The organism is Massilia pseudoviolaceinigra, assembly GCF_030846505.1.
Classification (GTDB): Bacteria; Pseudomonadota; Gammaproteobacteria; order Burkholderiales; family Burkholderiaceae_D; genus Telluria_A; species Telluria_A violaceinigra.
Genome location: NZ_JAVCWL010000027.1, coordinates 19264 through 32997, shown reverse-complemented (window position 1 = coordinate 32997; position 13734 = coordinate 19264). Strand labels below are relative to the sequence as shown.

At 66.4% G+C, this 13734-nt stretch carries 7 protein-coding genes and 1 tRNA gene; 4 read left to right on the top strand and 4 right to left on the bottom strand.

What is annotated here, in order from left to right:
* Positions 1-5: 5 nt before the first annotated feature.
* A tRNA-Lys gene (locus tag RBA40_RS23665) sits at positions 6-77 on the top strand.
* Between the two features lie 29 nt (positions 78-106).
* Positions 107-2473: a hypothetical protein gene (locus tag RBA40_RS23660; protein ID WP_306650470.1), complete on the top strand. Its 2367-nt coding sequence runs from the start codon at positions 107-109 to the stop codon at positions 2471-2473.
* A gap of 123 nt (positions 2474-2596) precedes the next feature.
* Here RBA40_RS23660 and RBA40_RS23655 read toward each other — a convergent pair whose 3' ends face one another.
* From RBA40_RS23655 to RBA40_RS23645, 3 genes are all read right to left on the bottom strand, one after another.
* The gene (locus RBA40_RS23655) at positions 2597-3733 is read right to left on the bottom strand and encodes an AAA family ATPase (RefSeq protein WP_374710540.1); all 1137 of its coding nucleotides are present in this window, start codon (positions 3731-3733) and stop codon (positions 2597-2599) included.
* 8 nt (positions 3734-3741) lie between these two features.
* On the bottom strand, positions 3742-4626 hold the full coding sequence (locus RBA40_RS23650) for an RNA ligase family protein (RefSeq protein ID WP_306650469.1): 885 nt from the start codon (positions 4624-4626) through the stop codon (positions 3742-3744).
* Between the two features lie 303 nt (positions 4627-4929).
* A complete protein-coding gene (locus RBA40_RS23645; protein WP_306650467.1) occupies positions 4930-5859 on the bottom strand; it encodes a choice-of-anchor Q domain-containing protein in 930 nt (309 codons plus the stop codon).
* An 845-nt stretch (positions 5860-6704) separates the two neighbouring features.
* Between RBA40_RS23645 and RBA40_RS23640 the strand changes: the two genes are divergently transcribed.
* Positions 6705-11711: a hybrid sensor histidine kinase/response regulator gene (locus tag RBA40_RS23640; RefSeq protein WP_306650465.1), complete on the top strand. Its 5007-nt coding sequence runs from the start codon at positions 6705-6707 to the stop codon at positions 11709-11711.
* A gap of 100 nt (positions 11712-11811) precedes the next feature.
* Positions 11812-12066 carry an NHLP-related RiPP peptide gene (locus RBA40_RS23635; RefSeq protein WP_306650463.1) on the top strand — a complete coding sequence of 85 codons (255 nt, stop codon included), beginning with the start codon at positions 11812-11814 and terminating at the stop codon, positions 12064-12066.
* 22 nt (positions 12067-12088) lie between these two features.
* Here RBA40_RS23635 and RBA40_RS23630 read toward each other — a convergent pair whose 3' ends face one another.
* Entirely contained in the window at positions 12089-13237 is a 1149-nt protein-coding gene (locus RBA40_RS23630) for a putative peptide maturation dehydrogenase (RefSeq protein WP_306650461.1), read from the bottom strand.
* Positions 13238-13734: the final 497 nt, after the last annotated feature.

Sequence of the window (13734 nt, the reverse complement as noted above, 5' to 3'; positions counted from 1 at the left end):
ACAATTCCGGAATAGCTCAATGGCAGAGGACTCGGCTTTTTACTGAGTAGGTGCTGGTTCGATTCCAGCTTCCGGACCCCCAGCATTTCATTTCAATGGATACCACGTGGATAACGACACTCCCGGCGCGGAACCTCTCCGCAGTGCGCCCGGCTATGCGGCACTGCAACTGGCTGCCGCCCTGCGCACCAACACCGACCACCCCGATCCGCAGGTGCGCGAACGCGCGCGCGTCAAGGCGCGGCAGTGGGAAAAGGTCATGGCCGGAACGTTCACGGGATCGATCGAGGTCGGCTCGCGCACCCCGCTGGCCGGCGTCCCGGCCTGGGTCACGCCCGACGTCGTGAAGGGCGGCTTCGCCACGGGCGAATTCAAGGCCGGTAGCGCTTTGCTCGACCACGAACTGCAGACGCTCGCCGCGGCCGGCATGGTGCCTTCGGCCGATGCGCGCCGGTGGCTCAACGCGCGTCTGCTGACCGACGACGGGATGGCGGGCCTTTACGCCCTGCTCGACTCAGGCTGCTACGACGTCAACGTGCCCGAGGAAGGCGCCCTGCTTGTCGTAGCCTGGCTCACCCGCCATGGCAAAGCGGATGCGGCGCGCGAGGTGCTGGGCGCCATCGCGCCCTGGTTCGACCGCTTGCGTTTTTTCCCAGCGCCCGCTGCGCAAGCACGCCGCTTTGGCGAGCGCCTCTTTCTCAATCCGGTGCGTGACGTGGCGCTGGCCTTGAACAAACGGCGCGCGCCGAACCGCCGCATTATGACGCAGCGCGAAACCGTTCGGGTGTTGCCGCTGTATGACCGCGCGGTCCAGCTGTTCATCGATAGCGTCGAGGGCGAGCCGCCGTCGATCGATATTGATGCCAGCGGAGCATGGCGCGACGCCGCCAGCGGTAAATTCCGCATCGCTGGCGGCTGGCCGTGCCGACACTACCCAGCGCAATGGCATGCGCGTGGCGAGGCCCTGCTGCACGAGTGGGTCGGCCACAGCGTGGCCCGGCGCAAGGACGACAGCGTGGCGCAATTGCTCGACTATCTGCGCATCTGCGTGATGGAACCGGCCACGCTGACCGGGCGCGACGTCGGCAGGATCCGTCTCATCCTGGCCAGGTATATCGGCAAACGCGGCCTCCCCGGATCGGCCCGATGCGCTGCGCTGCGCAGCGAGCAGGCCAGGCAGGTGCGAGGCGTGCCGCACCATCTGCTGGCCGGCGTACTGGCCGAGCGCCTGCGTGCCTACCCGCAGGAAGGCGGAATCGATGATCTGGCGCCGCTCGGCGTGACAGTCACCGCGGCGGAAGCGGCCAATCTCGGCGAAGGCGCCGGCTGCGCGATTCCTTCCTCCCTGCTGGCCAAGCTCCAGCGCTGCCACATCGATACCATCGCCGCGCTGGTCGAACGCGGCGTCGTCCGCTCGGCCGAGGCACTGGGCTGCGTGCTGCCGCAGTTGAGCGCCGCAATCAACGGCGCTGCGATCGAAGACCCCTCGCTGAAACACCTTTACGGCGCGCTGTACCAGGCATTCCGTCGCCGCCGCTCCCTGCTGTTGCAGAATCTTGAACATCAGGTGCAACTGCACGAGCTGCCGTGGCTTGCCGCCGTCAACGCCGAGCGGCAGCACGGCCTGCAGCCTCGGACACTCGCCCGCAGGACGCTCGAAGAAATCACCGTGCTGACACTGACTTCGTTCCCCCACACGATGATCCCTAATCCGCTGTTGCAGGAAATGAGCGCGCTGGCGGCGAACGCGGGACTGGACTTGCCGCTGGTGGATGAACTGGCCGCCGATATTTTCGAGGGCGCGTTCTCGCCCAAATTCACCAAGGTGGCCGCGCACGCGACTGCGCTGCTGGACGATAGTTTGTACTGCCGCTACTACGGCATCGATGTCCGGCAGCGCGGTCGCTTACGTGAACTCGTGAAGCCGGCCAAGGCGACGGGCAAGGCTTCAAGCGACAAAAAAGAGCTCCTTCACCTGTGTGAGGAGCGCGCGGGCATCCCCTACGGCAATGGCCGCGTGGCCGGCAATGCCATGATTATCGAGCAGCAGCAGATCCTCACCACCCAGAACCTGGCCACACTGGTATCGTCGCTCGGACTGGTCGACGAACTGCGGCCGCGGTTTTACGGCATGGCGCAGCAATGCTTCGAGTGGATCTGCCGCGACCAGCAGGTCCGGCGCGACAACAGCCACGCTGAACTGCGCGCGGTCAAGAACGCCGCGTACGCGTGGCGCCAGATGATCTTCTTCCTGTCGCTGGCCCCTGCCCCTGCCACAGCCGAATTGATCGCCTGGGCGCATGCGCATCTGGGGCCACAGTCGCGGCGGCTGCGCAAACGCCTGGCTCCCGCCATGGCAGGGCTGGAACTGGCCGCCGCTTACCGCTCGCTGGACGAGCCGGCGATTGTGGCGAGCGGTGCGCGCAGACTGCTCGGATATTCATGCACGCCTCACTGGATGCTGGCCATGTGAACACGACGTTGTTGCGTGGTCGGGCATGCCGGCGGCTTCGAATGAATCCGTGACCGGCTTGTCAGGCAGGGCCGGGACATCATTGTTTCCTGCATGCGCGCCGGCCGTCAGGGTCGCGCACAGCTAGGACAAATAGCTCACTATGTGCGCCTCGGTCGGCAGCGGCACCTCCCATTTGAACAGCATGCGCTCGATGGCCTTGTTGGGCAGGCTGGTATCGCGCTGCGTATTGCGCTTGAAGATGACCTGCGGCGGCTGTTCAAGGTACACCAGTTCGACCTCGGCATCGTAGGCATACAGCAGGTCGAGCGTCTTCTTGCGCATCTGCGCGCTCAGGTGCGTGGTGTTCCACACGAACGGCGCTTTTTCGCGCAGCATCTCCTTGGCGAAATCGACCGCCCGGTGCGCCACCGCGCCTTCGTTGGCGCCGTGGCGCAGCCCCAGTTCTTCGCGCGCGTCGTCGATCGACACCACCGGCAAGCGCGCCCGGTTGGCCGCCACCCAGTGGTTCTTGCCCGACGCCGGCAAGCCCGACATCACCGTCACGCGCGACCCCGGGTTCTGGTGATGCGTGAAATCGGGCACGATGCCGGCGCCGCGCATGTACGACAGGCGCGTGTGCGGATCAGCAAACGCCTTAGGCGTGCCGTAGCAGCCTTCGTCGCGCGCCATTTCGCGAAACAGCTCGATGTCGACCAGGCAGTCGTCCTTTTTCTCGTACGTGCGCCCTTCCATGTCGGCCTGCGCCATCGCCGCGAGCAGGCGCAGGTCCAGTTCATGCGAGAGCTTGCGGATCAGGAACTCGGCCGACTGGCCGTTCTTGTTCCCCGCCAGCGCGAAGAACGGCAGCTGGTGCACGGTGATGATGCGGCAAATATGCTCGCGCACGGCGAACGGCACGCCCGCATGCCAGCACAAAATGCGCGCATCGATCGCGCCGCGCTTGGAGTGGCCCGGCTGCCCGATGCGGCCACTGTCCGGATCGATCACCGTCGTCGCCGGCTTGGCGATATCGTGCAGCAGCGCGGCGTAGAACAGGATGAAGCGTTCCTCGTCGCTGCCGTCGATGTAGTCCGGCCCGCGCATCAGCGCTTCGATCACCATCCGCGTGTGAATCCACACGTCGCCTTCGGCGTGGTAATACGGGTCCTGCGGCGTCGATGCCAGCAAGACCAGCTCGGGAATTGCGTGCAGGAACCAGGCCCAGTCGGGCGTCTGGCCGGGCGCGGGTACGTGCGCCGCCATGGCCTTATAGGTCAGCTTGTCCATCATTTGCCTCCTTCGGTTACCAGGCCCAGGTCTTCCCATGTCGTCGTCAGGCGCGGTGCGTAAATGTCGACCCCGGGCGCCAGCTGATTGGGCACGTAGGGCTGTTGCGAGTGGTGCATCTTCGAGTCCAGGATGGCCTGCACGAAGTCGCTGCGCACCCATTTGTAGCGTGCCGTGACCACGCCGTCTTCCTCGACCTTGATGTACAGGCCTTCGGCCAGATCGGACTTGTCGGCCTGGGCCCAGCATTTGGCCAGGTCCAGCCCTTCGCGTGCGACGGTCGCTTCAAAATCGGTCTTCCACGCCGGCGTCTTTGCCAGCGAAAAGCGGATGAATGCCAGCAGGTCGGCCAGTTTGCGTGGCGCGACACCGGCATACAGCACCGGCACCGCCAGCACCGGCGCGTCATCGAGCAAGGCGGCGCGCGCGGCGGTCGACAGAAAAATGCCTTTTTTACGGTCGTAGATGTCGAACTCGCAGAACAGGTGCGGCAGATGGTTGTAGAAGACGCTGTGCTTCTTGCCCATCCACTCGCCGTACATGACGTAGCGGTCGCCCAGGCGCTCGATCAGCGCGCTCTCGTGCGCGGCGGCCCAGCGCTTGAAGATGCTGAACTGGCGCTCGCGCCCACCGCCGGCCAGGTAGTGGCCACGGCTTTGCAGCAGTAGTTCGGCGCCTTCGCTGAAGCTCACGCCGGCATTGGCGCCGTCGAGCTTTTCTTCGACGACGATATGGCGGCCGGCCAGCGCGGCATAGGCCGCGCGCGGATCGTTGCGTTTGCCCGGTTTGTCGAAACCGTCGTCGCCTTGCTGCAGCTGCGAGCCTTCCAGGTGACGGGTGGAAGGGTATTTATGTAATTCCAGATTGTGAACGAAGTTCGTCATGATGCGCTCCATGGTGTAGACGGGAGCTGACGACAAAGGGAGAACTACGCCACGACAGCAACGGTCGTGGGAAAGCGGCATGCACAGCCTACCGGGTTGCTAATCCGGGCAGGTCAATCCGATATCGTCAGCAGATAGGTTGGCTGTGTACAGGCACGTCAGGTTCTCGATTCAGTAGTGAGGTTTTCTTGCGAAGGCGCAGATACTAACCCGGCCTTGAAGCGGATGTAAAGAAAAATATCGAACGCCGATTGCGCGCCGGCGGCCACCGCCACCGCGGACGATGGCCGCCGCCGCACATGCTCAATGCTGGTACGCGCCGATGTCGAAGCCGGAAAACACATTGCGCGGACGGCCGTTAAAATCGGTTGGGGCGGCGTGCATCGGGGTGGCGCGCCCGATCGCCGGCGAGCTGGCACTGAGACTAAAGTTGGGCAAGGCGACTTTGATGTCGCCCACGAACAGCGGCGCCGAACTGACCGTGCCGCTGTGCGCCAGCCCATTCTTCAGGCGCCAGTCGTAGCCGCTGTTTTTGTAGACCAGGTTATTGCGGTAGCTGTTGTTGCGTCCCGTGCGACCCTGCTCCGAGATGCCCATCCTGTTGTCGTATACGATGTTGTTGTACACCGCCGTATGGTCGTTCGGGCCGGACGTGTGATAGAAGTCGCCGCCGCCGACGACGATGCCGGTGTTCGAGCCGGTCACGGTGTTGTTGGAGACGACCACATTGCGCGCGTCGTGCCACAAATGAATGCCCGCTTCGGCGACGCGGTACACCACGTTGTTTTTCACGCTGCCCGTGGTGCTGACGTAGATCCCCTGCACGAAGCGGCAGCCGGCCGGTCCGATGTCGTGCACCAGGTTGGCGAGCACCTGCGCCTGCACGCCGCGATAATACCCGTCCACGCCGATCGCGGCGCCGCCGTTGCTGGTGCAGGCCACGTGCTGCGCGATGTGATGCACATGGTTGCTGCGGATGATGTCGTGCGAGCCGCCGTTGTAGATGCCGGAGCTCCAGCGCGTGCCGCCCCGGTGTTCGCTGCCGTCGACATCAAAGCCGACGATATCGACGTAGTCGCCGCGGTTGTCCCACGCGGCCTTGCTGGCCGAGCGTTCCGGCGGCACGATCCGGGCGCCCCAGCGTTCCGTGGACACGTAGGCAATCCGGGCGCCCGGCTGGCCGCTGGCGGTGGTGCGGATGCCGCCGCTGTAGGTGCCCGGCGCGACGAACACGGTGACGCCCGGCGCAACGGCGCAACGGCGCGCGCGGCGCGCGCCAGCGTGCGGAACGGTCGCGTGTCGGTGCCGGCATTGGCGTCGGAGCCGTGCGGCGAAACGTACAGCGCGCGACCCTGCTTGGCGGCGGCGCGCGCCTGGTCTTCGCCCTCCGGCGCGTAGCCGGACATGGCGAACGACTCGGGCGCTATGTCAGGCACCGGCGCGGCGTTGGCACTGGTGGCGTCGACCGCGCCGTCGCCGGCCGGATCGGCGCGATCGGGTTCGGCCGCCTGCGCCGGCGGCGTGGCGGCGGGCACGCTGGGGGCCGCCGTGCGGGCCGGGGCGGGAGCGCGTTCGCTCTCCCCGCCTGCGCCACCGCAAGCGCCGAGTAACAAGGAAAAACCGCTGCAGGCAAATAACACGGCTCGATGCTCCAAAGTGATCAAGGCAATCTTACTCATGCGAAGTTCCTCTTCCAAAAGCGTGAAAGCTTGGTTTGAGGCCGATCAAGCGCCAAGGTTCGGATTTTCTTCGAGGTTTTTTTCACCTGTAATCAATGGCAATTTCACCTGATGCGTCGCGCGTTGCTTGCCGTTATGCCTTCGTTTTGGATTATCGCAACACGTTGGGCGCTAAACGGCAGCGCAATATTGCCAAAGAAATATGCGAACCGCTCAGCGAATAGACAGTGCCCGGACAAGTGCGTATGCTTTCAGGAAAGGCGAGCCCGTCCGGGGGACGCCGCGGCATCCGATTTCACCGACAGGAGCGCGTCCCGACTTGAACGTCCACGACACATCAGTCCGTCGCCATACCCGCGCCCTCCGGCGCGCTCTCCGCTCACGTCGCGCGGACCAGCGATGACGCCCACCACCCTCCCACACCGCCTGCACGGGCGCCAATGGCTGGTGCCATTGATCGCCGCCCTTTACCTTCTTATTTGCATAACAGCAAGTTCGACGGCAGCGGCGGCCGCTCCCGACCGCTGGGAAAAGCTGGCCACCCCGCTGTTCGAGCATATCGGCCTGGAACAGGGCTTGCCGCACCCGGTTGCAATGGCGCTGGCGCAAGATGGCGACGGCTTCATCTGGATCGGCACCCAGCGCGGCCTGGGCCGCTGGGACGGCTACCGCATGCTCGCCTTCGTGCATAACGCAAGCGACCCGTATTCGATTCCCGCCGATTTCATCCAGGCCCTGCACGTGGACCGGCGCGGGCGCCTGTGGATCGGCACAGCCACCGGCGGGTTGGCCATGTACGACAAGGTCAAGGAGCGCTTTATCCGCTTTCCGGCCGGCGCCAATGGCCTGGCCGATGCCGCCATCAATGCCATTGCCAGCGACGGCATGGGCGGCGTGTGGGTCGGCACGCCCTCGGGGCTCGACTACGTCGACCCGGCGCGCACGGCGGTGCGCCACTACCGCCACCAGCCGGGCGTGCCCGGCAGCCTGCCGGACAGCCGCATCCGCGCGCTGCACCTGGACCGCAAGGGCAACCTGTGGATCGGCACCAGCAGCGGCCTGGCGCGGCGCGACGCCGTCAGCGGCCAGTTCACGGCCGTGCCGGTGGGCCCCGACGGCATCGACGCTCCCTGGCGCGACGCGGTGCTCTCGTTCGGCGAAAACAGCCGCGGGCAGATCGCCTTCGGCACCCTGAAAAGCGGGATCGGCGTGGTCGACGCCGGCGCCGCGCGCGGCAGGATGATGGAACTGGTGGGGGTCCCCGACCCCCACGCCAACATGGTGCTGGCCATTACCGAGATCGTGCCGGGCCGCTGGTGGGCCAGCACCTATGGCGGCGGCATCATCGACGTCGAGGCCGACAGCGCCCGCGCGCGCCGCATCCTGCACCAGGCGGCCGTGCCATCGAGCCTGGCCAACGACCGCACCGCCGCCCTGCTGCGCGACCGCAGTGGCCTGATCTGGATCAGCAACGAGCGCAGCGTCGATTTCCATGACCCCAACAACCGCGCCGTGGCCGCCGTCTTCGGCGCCCACGGCATGCCGGAAGCGGCGGTCACCGCGCTGATGACCGACTCCGGCGGGCGCGTCTGGCTGGGCCTGGCCGACCAGGGGGTGGACCTGGTCGACCCGGACGGCACGCGCAGCGCCGCCCTGCGCCCCGACCCGGCGCGCCTGGACAGCGCCCTGCCCAACCGCGTGCTGCTGGCGATGGCCGAGGCCACCCCGCAAGACGCCTGGATCGGCACCCAGCTTGGGCTGTACCGCACCCTCGACCAGGGCCGGCGCGTGGAGCGCATCGCGCTGCCGCAGGCGAACCCCTACCCGCGCATCGGCACCATCGCGCCGCAGGCCGGGCAGCTGTGGCTGGGCACCTTCGAGGGCTTGCTGCGCTACGACCCGGCGGCCAATACGCTCGCGTCGTACGTCACCGGCCCGGGAGGCCTGTCCGACAACCGCATCCAGGCGTTGATGACCGATCCGGGCGGCGCGCTCTGGATCGGCACCCGCAACGGCTTGAACCGGCTCGACCCCATCACCGGCAAGATCGAACAGATCCTCGCCAATCCGAGCAACGAGAGTGCCCTGTCGGATCCGGTGATCAGCGCGCTGGCCATGGATGGACGCGGGCGATTGTGGGTGGCCACGCACGGCGGCGGCATCAATGTGCTGGAAATGCGCACCCCGCTCGGCGCGCCGGTGTTCCGGCGCCTCGGCCTCGCCGACGGCTTGCCCAGCACCGCGGTGTCGGCCCTGCGCCTGGACCGCAGCGCGCGCATGTGGGCCGCCACCGGCAACGGCATCGCCGTGATCGACAGCGGCAGCCTCAAGGCGCGTCCGCTGGCACGGGCCGAGGGCCTGGGCTTTCCGACCTACTTCATCGGCGCGGCCGCCTCCACGCCGGAAGACGACCTGCTGTTCGGCGCCACCGGCGGGCTGACGGTGATCCATCCGGAGCGCCTGGCCAACTGGGAATTCCGCCCGCCGCTGGCCATCAGTTCCCTGCGCACCGACGGCCATCCGGTGGCGGGCGCGCAGGTGCTGGCCCAGCGCGACAGCCGCCTGATCCTGCCGGCCGGGATCAAGGGCTTCGAGATCGAAGTGGCGGCGCTCGACTTTTCGGACGCGAAGCGCAACCGCTACGCCTTCCTGCTCGAAGGCTACGACCAGAACTGGGTCGAAAACGATGCCAACCGGCGCGTGGCGGCCTACAGCAACCTGCCGCCCGGCAGCTACCGCCTGCGCGTGCGCGGCGCCAACCGCGACGGCGTGTGGGCCGACGAGGAACTGTCGATCCGGGTGCGCGTGCTGCCGGCCTGGCACCAGACCTGGTGGGCCTACCTGAGCTACGGGCTGGCCGGCGCGGCGGCGGCGTATGGCCTGTACCGCTGGCGCGTCAGCCAGCTGCAGCGCAGCCGCACGGCGCTGCAGGCGCTGGTGTACTCGCGCACCCAGCACCTGGAAAAGCTCAACGCCATCGTCAAGTCGATCAACGAGCAGCTCGACTTCGACGCGCTGCTGCACACAATCCTGCGCGAATCGATGTTCATCAAGGGCATCGACGCCGCCTGGGCGCTGGTGCGCGAAGCCGACACCGACACCCTGGCCGTGCGCGCGGTGTGGGACCGCAACGGCGGCACGCCGGTCGAAGAGCGCATGGACCTGATCGAGGCCGAAGCGCGCTATGTCAACGCGGGCGAGATGATCACCACCGACATTTACCTGACCCGCGCCGGCGTCATCCCGGGGCAGGCGGGCCACGCGCAGCTGGCGGTACGCATCTGCATCGAGCACCGCATCGAAGGCTTCCTGGTGTTCGAGAACCGTGCGCCCCAGGTGCCGCTCGAAGAGGGTGACCTGGAACTGCTCAAGGCCCTGAAGGAACCGTTCGTGTCGGCCTTCCAGAAGGCCAATGCGCTGCGTCTGATCGAACAGGCGCGTGCGCGCGCCGAAGCGGCCACGCGCGCCAAGAGCGAGTTCCTGGCCAATATCAGCCACGAAATCCGCACGCCGATGAACGCCATCCTCGGTTTCGCGGGCCTGGGCACGCATCTGGAACTGGACGCCAAGCCGCGCGACTACTTCCGCAAGATCGCCCGGGCCGGCAACAACCTGCTCGACATCATCAACGACATCCTCGATTTTTCCAAGATCGAAGCGGGCAAGCTGGAACTGGAAGTGGTGCCGTTCGACCTGCCCGACACGCTGACCAACATCGTCGACCTGTTCGCCTGGCGCGCCGCCGAAAAGGAACTGGAACTGGTGATCTGGGCCGCGCCCGACGTGCCGCAGATTCTGATGGGCGACCCGCTGCGGCTTGGCCAGGTGCTGATCAACCTGGTCGGCAACGCGCTCAAATTCACCGCGCACGGCCACATCCAGCTGCGCGTGGAGCGCGCCAAGGACTGGAGCGGCGACGACAACCAGGTTCGCTTGTGCTTTTCGGTCGAGGATTCCGGAGTCGGCATCAGCCCGGAGCAGCAGGAGCGCCTGTTCCAGGCCTTTGCCCAGGCCGACGCCAGCACCACCCGTATCTACGGCGGCACCGGGCTGGGACTGGCGATCTCGCAGCAGCTGGTGCGCAAGATGGGCGGCGAGATCGGCGTCGACAGCGAACTTGGCGCCGGCAGCCGCTTCCATTTCACCCTGACCCTGAACGTGGCGCCGGCGCAGGGCACGGCGCGCCTGCAGGCCGGCGCCGGTGCGCGCGGCAAGAAGGTGCTGGTGGTGGACGACAGCGCGCCCACGCGGGAAATGCTCGAACTGCAGCTGCGCAGCTTCGGCTTTGACGCCAGCGCGGTCGGCTCGGGCGCCGCCGCCCTGTTCGCGCTGCAGCTTGAACCCTACGATCTGGTGCTGATGGACTGGAACATGCCCGACATGGACGGCCTGGAAACGGCGCGCCGCATCAAGGACGACCCGACCCTGGCGTCGATCCCGTCGATCATCATGGTCACCGCCTTCGCGCGCGACCATATCAAGGCGGCGGCCGAGGAAGCCGGCATCGGCGCCTTCCTGGTCAAGCCGGTCACCGCCTCGCAACTGCTCGACAGCGTGCTGGCGACCATGGGCTTCGACGCCGCCGTGCCCGGGCGCGACGCGGCGCCCTTCCCGTCCCAGGCGGCCGAACACATTCGCGGCGCGCGCGTGCTGGTGGTGGACGACAATCTGGTCAACCAGCAGGTGGCCAGCGAAATCCTGCGCCGCGCCGGCGTGCATGTGGACCTGGCCGGCAACGGCGTCGATGCGGTGCGCCTGGTCGACCAGACCGACTACGACGCGGTGCTGATGGATATCCAGATGCCGGAAATGGACGGCTACCAGGCCAGCGCGCGCATCCGCGCCAACCCGCGCCACGCCGAGCTGCCGATCATCGCCATGACCGCGCACGCGGTGGCCGGCTACCGCGACAGCTGCCTGGCGATGGGCATGAACGATTACCTGTCCAAGCCGATCGAACCGGCCATCCTGTACACCGTGCTGGCCGGGTGGATCCATGCCGATCCGACCCGGGTGCCGGCCGAGAGCACGCCGCAGCCCGAGGTGGGCGGCGTGCCCGACCACCTGCCCGGCATCGACGTGGAAGCGGCGCTGGCGCGCCTTGGCCACAACGGCCCGCTGCTCACGCGCCTGCTGACCATGTTCGCCAAGGATTTTGCCGGGACCCACGAGGCCATCGTGCAGGCCGTCGACGGTGGCGATCTGGACAACGCGGCGCTGCTGGTGCACAAGGTCAAGGGCGCGGCCGGCAACCTCTCGGCGCAGCAGTTGTACGGCGCCGCGGGCGAGCTGGAAGAGCGTCTGATGGCAAAGGATGGCAAGACCGCAATGGAAATATTGCCTGGTTTCCTACGCTTGTTCGACGAGGTGATGGACGGAGCCAACAGTCGGGAGAAAAACACCTAGCTATGATTTGTAAACCTTGATACTGATCAATAAGTGTCCTACTATGGATAAGTGCTTTACCTACGTGACTCGTCATTTTCCTACACGAAAGGCCCTTACCATGACAACCCACCTGCATAGCGACCTGGACTCCCTGCTCCATAAATTGTCCAGCGATGACGTATTTCGCGCGCGCCTGCTGGGCGACCCGGTGGGGGCCCTAGGCAGCCTCGGCATTGCGCTCGACGCCGGCCAGATTCCGTCCGAGCGCTGCCTGCCGGCCAAGGATGCGATTGCCCTGGACCGGATGGCCTTCATGTCGAAGCTGGACAGCGCTGCCGGCGCGATTCCGTTCTTTTTGTCCGGTACTGCCTGAGCCGGGATTCTCACACCTCGCATCACTCTTCGAAACGCAATTCCAGCGTGGTCTGCCCCGCAGCTGCGACACCGCAGCCGCATACAGCGACCACCGCGTCAGACAAGGGATCGAGCCCGAACGCGCGCTCGATCACCATCTCATTGATGGCCGCAGTCACAAAGCCCGGCATGCCCGCTTCGGTGGCCAGCAAATAGAACGTTTGCGACAAGTGACCGGCGTCGAGCATCAGGGCGCGGTACGCCTTGGCGTGATTGCGGTACTTCCAGAAATTGCGCGCCACCCGTGCCGCCATCACCACCATGACCGGAGCATCGACGAACCAGTGCTGGTCGGCCACGAACTGGCGTGCCATCTCGCTGGCGGCGGCCGCATCGAGCATCGTCAGCGGTTCGAGCGCGTGGTGGAGCGCATGATAGTGGTACAGCCCGGGCGCCACGCCCGGCACGCGCTGCACCAGCACGTAGGCTTCTGTCGGATGCAGGCCGCCGGCGGAGGGACTGGTTTTTTTGAAGACCAGCGCTTCCTGGGCCACCATGCGCTCGGCCTGGACGCCGAAGGTACGCTGCAGCAGGCGCGCCAGCACGTCCAGCGGCAGCACGGCGTCGGGATCGTAATTGCGGCCGGTGTAGCGCTGCATCAGCTGGGCGTCGAGCGGGCCGCTGGAGGGCGGCGGCAGCTTGATCGCCGCCTCCGGATCGCCACGGCTGACGGCCGGCGCCGGCGGCGCGCCGTAGGACTGCACCAGTTCCTCGAAGCTGGGGAAGTGCATGCCCTTGTCGACCTGCATGCCATCCCAGCGGCTGAACATGTGGGCGGCGGCAGAGAGCGGGCGCCAGTGCTGGTCGCGCAGCAAGGCGTCGCGTTCGCGGGCCGGGTTGTCGCTTGCACCGTCGTCGAGCAGGAGGCCGAGCGCGAGCAGGCTGTCGACCATGGCGGCGCCGAGCTGGCGCTCGGCATCCAGGCGTTCGGTCCAGGCGGTCTGGCCGATGGCGCCCAGGGCGGCCACCTGGGCGGTGTCGATGGTGGTTTCGCGGTCCAGGTGCGGCGCCAGCGCCACCCAGCGCAGCGAGGCGCTGAGCGCCCCCGCACCGGAAAACAGGGCCGTCCAATCGATGCCAAGGTCTTCGCGCGGTTCGATGAACAGCACTGCGCAACGCCGTATCTTCATAAGGTCCGCCCTTTCGAGGCCAGGCGCTGCCCGGCTGGATGAGTGCTGGTATGAAGCAATATCATAGCCTGTGCAGACCTCGCGCGCATCTGATTTACGGGCAATTCCGGGTATGTCGTCCTTATCGTTTTCGCACCTTCATCCTGCATCCCGGGCGGCGAGCGGAGCGGCCACACGTGCGTTTCACATCTCAACGGCAGGCAAATGCAAGGTGAAGCGCACGAGGGAGAAGAATGGCGACTAAAGGAGGAACGCAAGTGCAAGCCCGCACGGCACTCATCGCATCGGAATGCTCGGCCATTGGCACCAGTGCGCGTAGAACGCGTGTACTACCCTGCCGAGAGCGTGCAGGTGCCTGTCCGATCGTCTGACCGCCGTCAACCAGCCATTTCGGTCGACGTGAGGATTAGTCCCTGACGGGGCTTCGAGGTGTGCACGCCACAGAGTTTTTCACCTGTGCCGCAACCCCGGTGCGAATGGATCAGATCGCAATTCTG